Source organism: Pseudomonas sp. F2 (assembly GCF_057174385.1).
The window spans coordinates 3,371,378-3,384,348 of the sequence record NZ_CM169904.1 but is presented as its reverse complement, the minus strand read 5'-3'; the positions used below and the strand labels follow the sequence as shown (position 1 = coordinate 3,384,348).

General features: G+C 58.5%; 14 protein-coding genes and 1 other RNA gene. 10 read left to right on the top strand and 5 right to left on the bottom strand.

Annotated elements, in window-relative coordinates:
• Positions 1 to 111 precede the first annotated feature (111 nt).
• Positions 112 to 1,248, top strand: a complete 1,137-nt coding sequence (locus tag AC193Q_RS15130; RefSeq protein ID WP_108183751.1) for an acyl-CoA dehydrogenase family protein — start codon at positions 112 to 114, stop codon at positions 1,246 to 1,248.
• Positions 1,249 to 1,352: 104 nt separating this feature from the next.
• Here AC193Q_RS15130 and AC193Q_RS15125 read toward each other — a convergent pair whose 3' ends face one another.
• The gene (locus AC193Q_RS15125; RefSeq protein ID WP_041073179.1) at positions 1,353 to 2,393 is read right to left on the bottom strand and encodes an NADP(H)-dependent aldo-keto reductase; all 1,041 of its coding nucleotides are present in this window, start codon (positions 2,391 to 2,393) and stop codon (positions 1,353 to 1,355) included.
• Positions 2,394 to 2,637: 244 nt separating this feature from the next.
• On the opposite strand from AC193Q_RS15125, the gene rplM reads away from it, so the two are divergent.
• From rplM to AC193Q_RS15090, 7 genes are all read left to right on the top strand, one after another.
• Positions 2,638 to 3,066: a 50S ribosomal protein L13 gene (gene rplM, locus AC193Q_RS15120; RefSeq protein ID WP_003228062.1), complete on the top strand. Its 429-nt coding sequence runs from the start codon at positions 2,638 to 2,640 to the stop codon at positions 3,064 to 3,066.
• A gap of 14 nt (positions 3,067 to 3,080) precedes the next feature.
• Positions 3,081 to 3,473 carry a 30S ribosomal protein S9 gene (gene rpsI, locus AC193Q_RS15115; protein WP_007961615.1) on the top strand — a complete coding sequence of 131 codons (393 nt, stop codon included), beginning with the start codon at positions 3,081 to 3,083 and terminating at the stop codon, positions 3,471 to 3,473.
• A 269-nt stretch (positions 3,474 to 3,742) separates the two neighbouring features.
• On the top strand, positions 3,743 to 4,336 hold the full coding sequence (gene petA, locus AC193Q_RS15110) for a ubiquinol-cytochrome c reductase iron-sulfur subunit (protein ID WP_003228055.1): 594 nt from the start codon (positions 3,743 to 3,745) through the stop codon (positions 4,334 to 4,336).
• Positions 4,336 to 5,547 (top strand): cytochrome b, encoded by a 1,212-nt coding sequence (locus tag AC193Q_RS15105; protein WP_095668348.1) that lies wholly within the window; start codon positions 4,336 to 4,338, stop codon positions 5,545 to 5,547. The genes petA and AC193Q_RS15105 overlap by 1 nt, the downstream gene beginning before the upstream one ends.
• Positions 5,547 to 6,329, top strand: a complete 783-nt coding sequence (locus AC193Q_RS15100) for a cytochrome c1 (protein ID WP_007961619.1) — start codon at positions 5,547 to 5,549, stop codon at positions 6,327 to 6,329. Before AC193Q_RS15105 ends, AC193Q_RS15100 begins: the two co-directional genes overlap by 1 nt.
• Before the next feature lie 146 nt (positions 6,330 to 6,475).
• The gene (locus AC193Q_RS15095; protein ID WP_003228048.1) at positions 6,476 to 7,093 is read left to right on the top strand and encodes a glutathione S-transferase N-terminal domain-containing protein; all 618 of its coding nucleotides are present in this window, start codon (positions 6,476 to 6,478) and stop codon (positions 7,091 to 7,093) included.
• Positions 7,094 to 7,109: 16 nt separating this feature from the next.
• The gene (locus tag AC193Q_RS15090; protein WP_027612189.1) at positions 7,110 to 7,523 is read left to right on the top strand and encodes a ClpXP protease specificity-enhancing factor; all 414 of its coding nucleotides are present in this window, start codon (positions 7,110 to 7,112) and stop codon (positions 7,521 to 7,523) included.
• Positions 7,524 to 7,675: 152 nt separating this feature from the next.
• Here AC193Q_RS15090 and AC193Q_RS15085 read toward each other — a convergent pair whose 3' ends face one another.
• From AC193Q_RS15085 to AC193Q_RS15070, 4 genes are all read right to left on the bottom strand, one after another.
• On the bottom strand, positions 7,676 to 8,254 hold the full coding sequence (locus AC193Q_RS15085; RefSeq protein WP_041073173.1) for a BON domain-containing protein: 579 nt from the start codon (positions 8,252 to 8,254) through the stop codon (positions 7,676 to 7,678).
• Positions 8,251 to 8,844 carry a phosphoheptose isomerase gene (locus tag AC193Q_RS15080; RefSeq protein ID WP_025109297.1) on the bottom strand — a complete coding sequence of 198 codons (594 nt, stop codon included), beginning with the start codon at positions 8,842 to 8,844 and terminating at the stop codon, positions 8,251 to 8,253. Before AC193Q_RS15080 ends, AC193Q_RS15085 begins: the two co-directional genes overlap by 4 nt.
• Positions 8,845 to 8,948: 104 nt before the next feature.
• Positions 8,949 to 9,311 (bottom strand): YraN family protein, encoded by a 363-nt coding sequence (locus tag AC193Q_RS15075; RefSeq protein WP_007961623.1) that lies wholly within the window; start codon positions 9,309 to 9,311, stop codon positions 8,949 to 8,951.
• Positions 9,311 to 11,122 carry a penicillin-binding protein activator gene (locus AC193Q_RS15070; RefSeq protein WP_121187132.1) on the bottom strand — a complete coding sequence of 604 codons (1,812 nt, stop codon included), beginning with the start codon at positions 11,120 to 11,122 and terminating at the stop codon, positions 9,311 to 9,313. Before AC193Q_RS15070 ends, AC193Q_RS15075 begins: the two co-directional genes overlap by 1 nt.
• Before the next feature lie 177 nt (positions 11,123 to 11,299).
• On the opposite strand from AC193Q_RS15070, the gene rsmI reads away from it, so the two are divergent.
• Together rsmI and rnpB are read left to right on the top strand one after the other, a co-directional pair.
• Entirely contained in the window at positions 11,300 to 12,205 is a 906-nt protein-coding gene (gene rsmI, locus AC193Q_RS15065) for a 16S rRNA (cytidine(1402)-2'-O)-methyltransferase (RefSeq protein ID WP_121187130.1), read from the top strand.
• A 73-nt stretch (positions 12,206 to 12,278) separates the two neighbouring features.
• Positions 12,279 to 12,632, top strand: an RNA gene (rnpB, locus tag AC193Q_RS15060) — RNase P RNA component class A.
• Positions 12,633 to 12,971: the final 339 nt, after the last annotated feature.

Sequence of the window (12,971 nt, the reverse complement as noted above, 5' to 3'; positions counted from 1 at the left end):
CCAGACGGCTGGATCGTCTTATTTTTTGTCGGATGTGTCCAGTGTCCTGTGTCGGAGGTGAGGCTTAGTCTCTGAACGTCACATTCCTCCAACAAGAATGAAAGGTGCCGCATGATCCCCAGAACCTTGTTCAGCTCCGAGCACGAATTGTTCCGCGACAGCGTACGAACCTTCCTCGAAAAAGAGGCCGTGCCGTTCCATGCGCAATGGGAGAAACAAGGCCACATCGACCGCAAACTGTGGAACAAGGCGGGGGAGGCGGGGATGCTCTGCTCGCACCTGCCGGAAGAGTACGGCGGCCTGGGCGCGGACTTTCTGTACAGCGCCGTGGTGATCGAAGAGGTCGGTCGCCTGGGTCTGACCGGTATCGGTTTCTCGCTGCATTCGGACATCGTCGCGCCGTACATCCTGCATTACGGCAGCGAAGCGCTTAAGCAAAAATACCTGCCGAAACTGGTCTCGGGCGAGATGGTCAGCGCGATTGCGATGACCGAGCCGGGTGCCGGTTCCGACCTGCAAGGGGTCAAGACCACCGCAGTGCTGGACGGCGACGAGTACGTGATCAACGGCTCCAAGACCTTCATCACCAACGGCTTTCTCGCTGATTTGGTGATCGTGGTCGCCAAGACTGATCCGAAGGCCGGCGCCAAGGGCACCAGCCTGTTTGTGGTAGAGGCGAATACGCCGGGCTTCGAGAAGGGCAAACGCCTGGAGAAGGTCGGAATGAAGGCGCAGGACACGTCGGAATTGTTCTTCCAGGACGTGCGTGTGCCGAAGGAAAACCTCTTGGGCCAGGCCGGGGCAGGGTTTGCCTACCTGATGCAGGAATTGCCACAGGAACGACTGACGGTAGCCATCGGAGGTCTGGCCTCAGCCGAAGCTGCGCTGCAATGGACGCTGGATTACACCCGTGATCGCAAGGCGTTCGGCAAGGCCATTGCCGACTTCCAGAACACCCGCTTCAAACTGGCGGAAATGGCGACGGAGATTCAGATCGGCCGAGTATTTGTCGACAAGTGCCTGGAATTGCATCTGCAAGGCAAGCTCGACGTTCCGACAGCAGCGATGGCCAAATACTGGGGCACCGACCTGCAATGCAAGGTGCTCGACGAGTGCGTGCAGTTGCATGGCGGCTACGGCTTCATGTGGGAGTACCCGGTGGCCCGGGCGTGGGCGGATGCACGGGTGCAGCGGATCTATGCCGGTACCAACGAAATCATGAAGGAGATCATTGCGCGGTCGCTTTGAGTTCTGTGGTGAATTGACGGGCCCCTTCGCGAGCAGGCTCGCTCCCACAAGGATCACGCTGTACCTGTGGGAGCGAGCCTGCTCGCGAAGCTTTTAACGGCCGATCAAGGCGCCGGGTTCGGATGATCCTTGTGGATCGCCTCGATCCCTGCCAGCACTTCATCGGAAAGCTTCAGATCAAAACTGGCAATGTTGCTGTCCAGTTGCTCCAGCGTCGTCGCACCAATGATGTTGCTGGTGACGAACGGTTGCTGAGTGACGAACGCCAGCGCCATCTGCGCCGGATCCAGACCGTGTTCACGGGCCAGGGCCACGTAACGGCTGCAGGCCGCTTCCGATTGTGCGTTGAAATACCGGCTGAAGCGGCTGTAGAGGCTCAGGCGACCTTTCGGTGGGCGAGCGCCACCTTCGTACTTGCCGGACAGGAAACCGAACGCCAGCGGCGAATAGGCGAGCAGGCCGCACTGTTCGCGGATGGCGATTTCCGCCAGGCCGATTTCAAAGCTGCGGTTGAGCAGGTTATACGGGTTCTGGATCGACACCGCGCGCGGCCAGCCACGGGCTTCGGCCAGGGCAAGGAAGCGCATGGTGCCCCACGGCGTCTCGTTAGACAGGCCGATGTGGCGGATCTTGCCGGCCTTCACTTGCTCGTCGAGGGCTTCGAGGGTGTCTTCGAGCGGCGTCAGGTTGGCTTCGATCTTGTGTTTGTAGCCCAGTTGTCCGAAAAAGTTGGTGCTGCGCTCCGGCCAGTGCAGTTGATACAGATCGATGTAATCGGTCTGCAGGCGCTTGAGGCTGGCATCCACCGCTTCGGTGATGTGCTGGCGGTTGTGGCGCAGGTTTTTGTCGCGGATGTAGTCGATGGTATTGCCCGGGCCGGCGATCTTGCTGGCGAGGATCCAGTCGGCACGATCACCACGGCTTTTGAAATAATTGCCGATGTAGCGCTCGGTGGTGGCGTAGGTTTCGGCTTTCGGCGGCACCGGGTACATCTCGGCGGTGTCGATGAAATTGATCCCGGCTTCTTTGGCCCGTTCGATCTGGGCGAAGGCTTCAGCTTCAGTGTTTTGCTCGCCCCAGGTCATGGTGCCGAGGCAGATTGCACTCACGTTCAGGTCGGTACGGCCTAGCTGGCGATAGTCCATCGGGTGCTCCTTGGGCAAAACAATCATAAAAGCAGGTTGAAAATTTTTTCGCAATCTGCATAATTGCCGACCTCTTTCTGCAGTGGAAGTGATGCGCCGCCGCCGAAGAATCTTGCCGTTGAACGGACGCGCCGACCCGAGCCCCCGAAAGCGTCTGTATCCGGCTGCCTTTGACTTGTCAAAGTACGCACTATTCAGTAAGATCCGCCGTCTTATTTACAGGCGGCCCCTGAGGCTATAAAGAATGAAAACTTTTACTGCTAAACCGGAAACAGTAAAGCGCGACTGGTTTGTCGTCGACGCTGCTGGTCAGACCCTGGGTCGTCTGGCCACCGAAATCGCGAGCCGTCTGCGTGGCAAGCACAAGCCTGAGTACACTCCTCACGTTGACACCGGCGACTACATCGTCGTCATCAACGCCGAGCAGATCCGTGTAACCGGCGCTAAAACCACTGACAAAATGTACTACTCCCACTCCGGTTTCCCGGGCGGCATCAAGTCGATCAACTTTGAAAAGCTGATCGCCAAGGCCCCTGAGCGCGTGATCGAGACCGCGGTTAAAGGCATGCTGCCTAAGAACCCGCTGGGTCGTGACATGTACCGTAAGCTGAAAGTCTATGCGGGCGCTGCACACCCTCATACTGCTCAGCAGCCCCAAGAACTGAAGATTTAACGGAATAGTTCATTATGTCGGCGACTCAAAATTACGGCACTGGCCGTCGCAAGACCGCAACCGCACGCGTTTTCCTGCGTCCGGGTACTGGTAACATCTCCATCAACAACCGCTCCCTGGACTCGTTCTTCGGCCGCGAAACTGCCCGCATGGTAGTTCGTCAGCCGCTGGAACTGACCGAGACTGTCGAGAAATTCGACATCTACGTCACTGTCATCGGCGGCGGTGTAAGTGGTCAGGCTGGCGCAATCCGCCACGGCATCACTCGCGCTCTGATGGACTACGACGAAACCCTGCGTAGCGCTCTGCGCAAAGCTGGCTTCGTTACTCGCGACGCCCGTGAAGTTGAACGTAAGAAAGTTGGTCTGCGTAAAGCGCGTAAGCGTCCGCAGTACTCGAAGCGTTAATTCGTTTCCACGTTCAAAAAAGAACGCCCGATTCCTCACGGAACCGGGCGTTTTTTTATGCCTGCGATTTATTAAAGAATTGCGCTGTGACAACTTGCCACATTCGTAGACCCCCTATACTACAAGGCTTGAGGGTGGGAGCTCCCGGTAATTCCCTTGTCAGAATTGGGGCTTTTCATTACCATCTCGGCAAAATTTTTATAAGTAACATTGATTTATTTAGTAGATGCCTGATTTAACAGGCCACAAAGCTGATGGGAGAGGACTGAATGAGCAATGACGGCGTGAATGCAGGCCGGCGTCGCTTCTTGGTAGCAGCCACATCCGTGGTGGGTGCTGCAGGAGCGGTGGGGGCTGCGGTCCCGTTCGTGGGGTCATGGTTTCCCAGTGCCAAGGCGAAAGCCGCCGGTGCACCGGTGAAAGTGAATGTCAGCAAGATCGAGCCAGGACAGCAGATGATTGCCGAATGGCGCGGCCAGCCGGTGTTCATTGTCCGCCGTACTGCGGAAATCCTGGGGAATCTCAAGAAGATCGAGGGCCAGCTCTCCGATCCGACTTCCAAAAACTCCACGCAACCTACTTATGTCGATCCTGAAGTGCGCTCGATCAAGCCGGAAATCCTGCTGCTGATCGGGATCTGCACTCACCTGGGTTGCTCACCCACCTTCCGTCCCGAAGTGGCGCCTGCGGACTTGGGTAAAGACTGGGTCGGCGGCTATTTCTGCCCTTGCCACGGTTCCCACTACGATCTGGCTGGTCGCGTCTACAAGTCGCAACCCGCGCCTTTGAACCTGCCAGTTCCCCCGCATTCCTATGAGACCGATGACCTGATTGTCATTGGCGTCGATACGGAGAAAGCGTGATGAGCAAGTTCATGGATTGGGTGGATGCGCGCTTCCCCGCTACCAAAATGTGGGAAGACCATCTCAGCAAGTATTACGCGCCAAAAAACTTCAACTTCTTCTATTTCTTCGGCTCGCTGGCACTGCTGGTGCTGGTCAACCAGATCGTCACCGGTGTCTGGCTGACGATGAGCTACACCCCGTCGGCAGAAGAGGCGTTCGCTTCCGTCGAGTACATCATGCGCGACGTCGAGTACGGCTCGATCCTGCGTCTGCTGCACTCCACCGGCGCTTCGGCGTTCTTCATCGTGGTTTATCTGCACATGTTCCGGGGCTTGCTCTACGGTTCGTACCAGAAACCGCGTGAGCTCGTCTGGGTGTTCGGCATGCTGATCTACCTGGCGCTGATGGCTGAGGCCTTCATGGGTTATCTGCTGCCTTGGGGGCAGATGTCCTACTGGGGTGCCCAGGTGATCATCTCGCTGTTCGGTGCGATTCCCGTCATCGGCAACGACCTGACCCAGTGGATTCGTGGTGACTACCTGATCTCCGGAATCACGCTGAACCGCTTCTTCGCCTTGCACGTCGTGGCGTTGCCGATCGTGATTCTCGGTCTGGTGGTGCTGCACATCCTGGCGCTGCACGAAGTCGGTTCGAACAACCCGGACGGCGTCGACATCAAGAAGCACAAAGACGAAAACGGTATCCCGCTGGACGGCATTGCCTTCCACCCGTACTACACCGTGAAAGACATCGTCGGCGTGGTGGTGTTCCTGTTCATCTTCTGCTTTATCGTGTTCTTCTTCCCGGAAATGGGCGGCTACTTCCTCGAAAAGCCGAACTTCGAGCAAGCCAACCCGTTCAAGACGCCTGAGCACATTGCACCGGTCTGGTACTTCACGCCGTTCTACGCGATCTTGCGTGCGATTCCGGACAAGCTCATGGGCGTGATCGCCATGGGCGCCTCGATTGCGATGCTGTTCGTGCTGCCGTGGCTGGACCGCAGTCCGGTCAAATCGATGCGCTACAAGGGCTGGATGAGCAAAATCTGGCTGCTGGTGTTCTGCATTTCCTTCGTGATCCTTGGCATTCTGGGTGTACTGGCCCCGACGCCGGAGCGCACGCTGGTGTCGCAGATCTGCACCTTCCTGTACTTCGCCTACTTCATTCTGATGCCGTTCTACACCAGGCTCGAGAAGACCAAACCGGTTCCGGAAAGGGTGACTGGCTGATGAAAAAGTTATTTTTTGCTCTGATTTTCGCTGCGCTGCCTGTGCTGTCTTTTGCCGCCGAACACGGTGGTCCGGAGCTGGAAAAAGTCGACATCGACGTGTCCGATAAAGCTGCCCTGCAGGACGGTGCGCGCACCTTTGCCAACTATTGCATGGGTTGCCACAGTGCCAAGTTCCAGCGTTACGAACGGGTGGCCGATGACCTCGGCATTCCCCACGACATGATGCTCGAGAAGCTGGTGTTCACCGGCGCCAAAATCGGCGACCACATGAACATCGGCATGCAGCCGGCAGACGCCAAGACCTGGTTCGGTGCGGCACCGCCGGACCTGACCCTGGTGGCGCGCGTGCGTGGCACCGACTGGCTCTATGGTTATCTGCGCTCGTTCTACGAAGATCCGGCGCGCCCATGGGGCGTGAACAACAAGGTCTTCCCGAACGTCGGCATGCCTAACGTGCTGGTCGGCCTGCAAGGTCGTCAGGTGGTGGGCTGCAAGCAAGTGCAGATCGTCGAGGACGGCAAGAAGCAATACGATCCGCTGACCGGTACGCCGCTGACGCATGAAGCATGCGATCAGCTGACCATCGTGCCGAAAACCGGTGCTCTGAACGAAGAGCAGTTCGATGAGAAGGTCAAGAATCTGGTAACCTTCCTGGCTTACTCGGCTAACCCGGTTAAGCTGCAACATCAGCGCATCGGTACTTACGTCTTGCTGTACCTGGCGTTCTTCTTTGTGTTCGCCTACCTGCTCAAGCGTGAATACTGGAAAGACGTGCACTGATACGCTTCAAGCATTGCTGTTAATCGCGCGCGCCCAAGGGTGCCTCCGATAACGCAATGTCTGGTTCGCCAGGCATTGCGGGAGGCGCCCTCTGGGCGCGCGCGTTTTTCCGGTTCCAATCATTTCAACAAGCGAGGAGGATCGCCATGGGCGTGACCAATCGGTTGGCCTGTTACTCCGACCCCGCCGACCACTATTCCCACCGAGTGCGCATCGTGCTTGCAGAGAAGGGTGTCAGCGCCGAAATCATTTACGTGGAAGCTGGCCGCCAGCCGCCTAAACTGATTGAGGTGAACCCTTACGGCAGTCTCCCGACACTGGTCGATCGCGACCTGGCGTTGTGGGAGTCGACCGTGGTGATGGAATATCTGGATGAGCGTTACCCGCATCCGCCACTGATGCCGGTTTACCCGGTGGCGCGTGCCAACAGCCGTCTGCTGATTCACCGTATTCAGCGCGACTGGTGTGGTCTGGTGGATCTGATCCTGGATCCGAAAACCAAGGAAGCCGCGCGTGTCGTGGCACGCAAGGAATTGCGTGAAAGCCTGACGGGCGTGTCGCCGTTGTTTGCCGACAAGCCGTTTTTCCTCAGTGAGGAACAAAGTCTGGTGGATTGCTGCCTATTGCCAATACTCTGGCGTTTGCCGATTCTGGGTATTGAACTGCCGCGGCCGGCCAAGCCGCTGCTTGATTATATGGAGCGCCAGTTTGCGCGTGAGGCTTTCCAGGCGAGTCTGTCTGGCGTCGAACGCGATATGCGCTAAGGCTTAAGGAGCCGCTATGAACTCCAGTCGACCTTATCTGGTCCGCGCGCTCTACGAGTGGATTGTGGATAACGATTGCACCCCGCACATGCTGGTCAATTCCGAATACCCGGCCGTGCAGGTGCCGCAAGGTTTCGCCAGCGACGGGCAGATTGTCCTGAACATTTCGCCCAGTGCCGTGCGGCACTTGCACATGGACAACGACGTGGTGACCTTTGAGGGTCGCTTCGGTGGCGTTCCGCATAGTCTCTATGTGCCGATCAGTGCAATTCTGGGTATTTATGCCCGGGAAAACGGTCAGGGCATGGTGTTCGATCTCGAGTCGCCGATGGATGACGAAGACGATATCGAGCCCGATGACGACTTGCCGCCACCGGGCAGCGAACCGCCGCGCCCAAGTGGCCGGCCAAGTTTGAAAGTGGTGAAGTAATAAAAAAGGCGACCCGAGAGGGTCGCCTTTTTTATTACGTAGGAGCTGCCGCAGGCTCGGGCCGCGTTCGGACGATCTTTTGATCTTGTTTTTCAAGACCAATATCAAGATCTAAAGATCGCAGCCTGCGGCAGCTCCTACATGGGTATCGGTCAGTCGATGTATTCGAACAGCTTCACGATCTTCTGCACGCCGGCAACGCCTTGCACCAGATTGGTCGCCTGTTGTGCTTCCTGTTTGGTCAGCAGGCCCAGCAGGTAAACGATGCCGTTCTCGGTCACGACCTTGATGCGTGAGCCGGGAATGCTGGCGTCGGTCAGCATCTGGGTCTTGATCTTGGTGGTCAGCCAGGCGTCGTTCTGGCGAGCGAGGAAGCTTGAAGGTGCAATCACTTGCAGTTCGTTGTGCACCTTCTTCACGCGCTGCACGTTGGCGGCGGCCTGTTCGGCCTTGGCCTTGAGGTCTTCGCGCGGCGTCTGGCCGGCAAGCAGGACCACGCCGTTGAAGCTGGTGACGACGATATGTGAATCCTTGTCCAGGCCGGGGTCGGCCTTGGCCACGTTGACGCCGACTTTGGTTTCGATCAGCGAGTCGTCGATTTTACTGCCGAAGGTCCGGGTGCCGCGGTCGTCTTCAATCGGCGCTTCACGGCTGGCATTCACCACCGAGGTGCAGCCGCTGATGCCGAGGCACAGGGTCAAGGCCAGAAGGCCAAGGCGATTAGGGGTCATTCTTCACTCCCGAACAGTTGGCTGTCGATCAGATCGCAGAGGCAATGGATCGCCAGCAGATGGACTTCCTGAATACGTGCAGTGACATGGGCCGGTACGCGAATCTCGACATCTTCAGGCAGCAGCAGTGAAGCCATGCCGCCGCCATCGCGGCCAGTCAAAGCTACGACAACCATTTCGCGATCATGTGCGGCCTGGATTGCTTGAATGATGTTTGCCGAGTTGCCGCTGGTCGAGATCGCCAGCAATACGTCGCCGGGTTGACCCAGTGCGCGGATCTGCTTGGAGAACACTTCGTTGTAGCTGTAGTCGTTGGCAATCGAGGTGATGGTCGAGCTGTCGGTGGTCAGGGCGATGGCCGGCAGGCTCGGGCGTTCGCGCTCGAAGCGGTTGAGCAGTTCGGAAGAGAAGTGCTGGGCGTCGCCGGCAGAGCCGCCGTTGCCACACGAAAGCATTTTGCCTTCGTTGAGCAGGGCGTTGACCATGATCTGGCTGGCTTGCTCGATGTGCGGTGCAAGTACGTCCATCGCCTGTTGCTTGGTGTCGATACTGGCCTGGAAAAGCTGGCGAATTCGGGATTGCATGTCCATCTGTGTGACCTTAAGTAGCGCGGCTGTTCGGCACGTGAATGTGCAGCCCGCAAAGCAAAGAGCAAAAATTGTCGGTGAAAGTGTCCGGGGTGGTGTGCAGAGAATCAACCATCGAACGCATTCTGCAACCAGTTCAACTGATCCGGGTGCCTGTCGATGGCCACCACGTCGAAGCGGCAAGGGGAATCGGCCCAGCGCGACTCGCGCTGAAGAAAATACTGTGCGGCGAAAATCAGCTTCTGCCGTTTGCGCTCATCGATGCTAGCGAGCGCGCCACCCCATTGAGTGTTTTTTCTGTAGCGGACTTCGACGAATACTACTGTATCGCCATCAAGCATGACCAGATCAAGCTCGCCCCGTTTGCATGACCAGTTCTGCGCCAGCAGGCGCAGACCCTGGTGTTGCAGATGCTCGAGCGCCTGGCGCTCGGCATCTTTACCGCTTTGCAGGTGCGAGCCGTCGGGCATCAGCGCGGGGTGTCCGGCAGGCGTTGAACCTGACCGTTGACGAACTGCGCCCATGGCAACTGACGCACCACGCGTTGGGTCTGGGTCATGCCCAGGCTGCCCGACTGACCTTCGATGCGGCTGTCCGGCAACGCCTTTAACTGACCCAGGCGCGGCGCCAGACGGTAGGCGTCGACGCCCATGGCGTAAAGGCGGCCAAGGCTGCCGGCCGCTTGCGGCCATTGCGCGGTGACTTGCTGACGCAGCGGGTCATTGGCTTCCAGCAACCATGGGGTTTCGCAGAAGCGCACGCCGTTCATGTCGTTGTACTGGTTCACATCGCCACTGGCGCTGTACACGTGGGAAGTTGCGTACACCGGAACATCACCTGCGTACTGGAAGTTCAGGGTCGGCTTGATCTGTTGCGCTTGCTGCGGGGTGGCTGCCAGGAAGATGAACTCGATGTCCTGACGACGCGACGGCTGCGCGGCGACGTTGGTGCCAACAGCGTTCTGCAGGCTCTTGGCGCGGGCTTCGCTTTGGCGCAGCTGGAACATGTCGGCGATCTGCTGGGCCAGCTGCACTGGTTGATCAACGCGTTCGGTGGCAACGATGCTGCCGCCATTGGCCTGCCAGTCCTGGCTGAAGGCGCGCAGTACGCGGTCGCCCCATTCGCCTTTCGGCACCATGATCGCCGCGCGATGCAGGCCGTCGGCGCGGGCGCGACGCGAAACTTCGCGAGCTTCGTCTTCAGCTGCCAGACCGAACTGGAACAGTTGCGCCGGACCTTGATCGCCTTCGCTGTAGTTCAATGCGAGGGTGGTGATTGGCAGTTGCGGACGGATGCTCAATTGTTTGACCAACGGTTTTTCCAGCGGGCCGACCACCAGTTGCACGCCATCGGCCTGGGCCTTGCGGTAGAACTCGTCCATCGAGGTCAGTTTGGAACTGTCGTAAAACTCGATGGCGGGCGGCTTCTGACCGGCCTGTTGTGCTTGATAGTGCGCCGCCATGAAACCTTCACGCAGCGCTTTACCGACCGAGGCCAGTGGGCCGTCTTGCGGCAGCAGCAGGGCAATCTTGCTCAGGGGCTGGCTGGCCAGTTCCTTGAGTTTGGTCAGTGGCAGCGGCAGGTTGATTGCGGCTGGGTGCTTTGGATTCTGTGCGCGCCAGGCATCGATCGCCGCTTGCTGCTGTTCCAGGGTGCCGGCAGTTTTCACGGCCAGGGCCAGGCCCATCCAGCCGCCGAGATCGTCGGCGGTGTTGGGTTGCAGTTGATCGGTCGGCAGCGAAGCGATCAGGGTCCAGATGGCTTCGTGGTTCTTGCTCGCGGCTTCGCCTTTGAGCATTGGAGCGATGAAGATGCGCTCGCGAGCGGCTGCCAGGGTCTGGCCGTCGGCTTCCAGTGCACGGGCGTGCACGGTGCCGGTGCGCACTTGCTGATCTTCCGGCATTTCGCTCAGGTGCTGCAGGCTCGGATGGCTCAGAGCGGTCAGCGCAGCTTTCGGCTGATTGCGGGTCATCGCCAGTTCAGCGGAAAGGGTGCTGGCGAAGATCTGCTGGCCTGGCTTCAACTGCTCCATCGGCACTTGTTGCAGGATCTGCGCGGACTGGCCGGCATTGCCCTGGCGATAAGCGAGGTCTGCCGCGCTCAGGCGCAACAACGCAGCTTTTTCCGGCGTTTTGGCCTGGGTAGCCTGTTCGAGCAGTTGCTCGATGCTGGCATCCGGAGTCCGTGGAAGTTCGCCAAGGCTGGAGGAAGGGGAGCTGGCGCAGGCCGCCAATAAGGCAGCGAGGCAGAGGGCAGTGAACAGCCGCAGGCAAGCGATCATGTAAGTGTTCCTGATACTCGATCAAATTAGCGTGGAATTGTACCCAAGCGCTGGCCGGGGCGCGATGTTACTGGCGTGAAACCGTCAATTTAGCTGAAGCAAATGTTGCGGCATCGCACAAAGGCGCGCAAAACCGGCGTCGGCCGGAACGCATCGCAAGCCTCATGACGCGTTACAATGCCGGCTTTTACCGATCATGAGGTGTGCGCTTTGACTGCTCCAGGTCCTTTGAATTCCGCTGCTGGCTCGCTTTATGTGGTGGCGACGCCCATCGGCAACCTGGACGACATCAGCGCCCGGGCTCTGAAAATCCTCCGCGAAGTGGCACTGATCGCCGCCGAAGACACGCGGCACTCGGCGCGCTTGATGCAGCACTTCGGCATTGCCACGCCGCTGGCCGCGTGCCATGAACATAACGAACGTGATGAAGGTAGCCGCTTTATTACCCGTTTGCTGGCAGGCGATAACGTCGCGCTGATTTCCGATGCCGGGACACCGCTGATTTCCGATCCGGGTTATCACCTCGTGCGTCAGGCGCGGGCGGCAGGGATCAATGTGGTGCCGGTACCGGGTGCCTGTGCGTTGATCGCTGCGTTGTCGGCGGCGGGGCTGCCCTCCGACCGGTTCATTTTCGAAGGCTTTCTGCCGGCCAAGTCGGCAGGGCGCAAGGCGCGCCTGGAATCGGTAAAGGAAGAGCCGCGCACGCTGATTTTCTACGAGGCCCCGCATCGCATTCTCGAGTGCCTGCAGGACATGGAAGCGGTGTTCGGTGGCGAGCGTCAGGCGTTGCTGGCCCGGGAAATCACCAAAACCTTCGAGACGCTCAAAGGCTTGCCGCTGGCTGAGTTGCGGGCGTTTGTCGAGTCCGACAGCAATCAGCAGCGCGGCGAGTGCGTGGTGCTGGTCGCGGGCTGGTCTGCACCGCAGTCCGAGGACGCGGTCAGCAGTGAGGCGATGCGCATCCTCAATCTGCTGCTCGACGAGATGCCGCTCAAGCGCGCCGCCGCCCTGGCCGCGCAAATCACCGGTGAGCGCAAAAATGTGCTGTATCAGGTCGCGCTGGAACAGCAGAAGGGCGAGTAACCCGTCGAGCAGACGGGTTTCACGGCTATTAGCGCTTGTTCTTCGGGCGCTCTGCCGTTAACCTGCGCGGCGGAGAGTCGATCGGACAGTCGCTGCCCTCTATGAAAATTAGGGGGGGGAGGAAAGTCCGGGCTCCATAGGGCGAAGTGCCAGGTAATGCCTGGGAGGCGTGAGCCTACGGAAAGTGCCACAGAAAATAACCGCCTAAGCGCTTCGGCGCCGGTAAGGGTGAAAAGGTGCGGTAAGAGCGCACCGCACGTCTGGCAACAGTTCGTGGCTAGGTAAACCCCACTTGGAGCAAGACCAAATAGGGTCCCAAGGCGTGGCCCGCGCTGGGACCGGGTAGGTTGCTAAAGATGTCCAGTGATGGCCATCGTAGACGAATGACTGTTCAAGACAGAACCCGGCTTACAGATCGACTCTCCACCTTTTTCTTTCCCTGCTTGAATCAATGGCATCAGGGCTGGTTATTATCGGCAGGCCTGCGCTAAAGTCCGGCAGCGGCAATGCGGTAATAGCCATTTCCCACTTTGCTTCAATCAACAGCAGAAGCGCTTTTGTAATACCGAAAAAATCTTACTCTTAACAAATCACTTTAACTTCCGAGCGCAGCTTTCAGTGCTGCATCAAGTTATTGGTCAAAAGTATCCGCCAAATTGTCGTTGCCCCTCCTTTTAAGCTCCTAAATCTCCGTTCTGTAAGGGTTTTCCTTTAATCCGCGCCTTGACGGTGTGGTGGGCGCATTCCTATAGTGTGCGCAAGTGGC

What these genes read in the sequence shown, in the direction of transcription:
- AC193Q_RS15070 (WP_121187132.1), bottom strand. Translation starts at nt 11,122, where the DNA reads ATGATCGCTTGCCTGCGGCTGTTCACTGCCCTCTGCCTCGCTGCCTTA.
- AC193Q_RS15075 (WP_007961623.1), bottom strand. Translation starts at nt 9,311, where the DNA reads ATGCCCGACGGCTCGCACCTGCAAAGCGGTAAAGATGCCGAGCGCCAG.
- AC193Q_RS15125 (WP_041073179.1), bottom strand. Translation starts at nt 2,393, where the DNA reads ATGGACTATCGCCAGCTAGGCCGTACCGACCTGAACGTGAGTGCAATC.
- AC193Q_RS15100 (WP_007961619.1), top strand. Translation starts at nt 5,547, where the DNA reads ATGAAAAAGTTATTTTTTGCTCTGATTTTCGCTGCGCTGCCTGTGCTG.
- AC193Q_RS15105 (WP_095668348.1), top strand. Translation starts at nt 4,336, where the DNA reads ATGAGCAAGTTCATGGATTGGGTGGATGCGCGCTTCCCCGCTACCAAA.
- rsmI (WP_121187130.1), top strand. Translation starts at nt 11,300, where the DNA reads ATGCCGGCTTTTACCGATCATGAGGTGTGCGCTTTGACTGCTCCAGGT.
- AC193Q_RS15130 (WP_108183751.1), top strand. Translation starts at nt 112, where the DNA reads ATGATCCCCAGAACCTTGTTCAGCTCCGAGCACGAATTGTTCCGCGAC.
- rplM (WP_003228062.1), top strand. Translation starts at nt 2,638, where the DNA reads ATGAAAACTTTTACTGCTAAACCGGAAACAGTAAAGCGCGACTGGTTT.
- AC193Q_RS15085 (WP_041073173.1), bottom strand. Translation starts at nt 8,254, where the DNA reads ATGACCCCTAATCGCCTTGGCCTTCTGGCCTTGACCCTGTGCCTCGGC.
- AC193Q_RS15080 (WP_025109297.1), bottom strand. Translation starts at nt 8,844, where the DNA reads ATGGACATGCAATCCCGAATTCGCCAGCTTTTCCAGGCCAGTATCGAC.
- AC193Q_RS15095 (WP_003228048.1), top strand. Translation starts at nt 6,476, where the DNA reads ATGGGCGTGACCAATCGGTTGGCCTGTTACTCCGACCCCGCCGACCAC.
- AC193Q_RS15090 (WP_027612189.1), top strand. Translation starts at nt 7,110, where the DNA reads ATGAACTCCAGTCGACCTTATCTGGTCCGCGCGCTCTACGAGTGGATT.
- petA (WP_003228055.1), top strand. Translation starts at nt 3,743, where the DNA reads ATGAGCAATGACGGCGTGAATGCAGGCCGGCGTCGCTTCTTGGTAGCA.
- rpsI (WP_007961615.1), top strand. Translation starts at nt 3,081, where the DNA reads ATGTCGGCGACTCAAAATTACGGCACTGGCCGTCGCAAGACCGCAACC.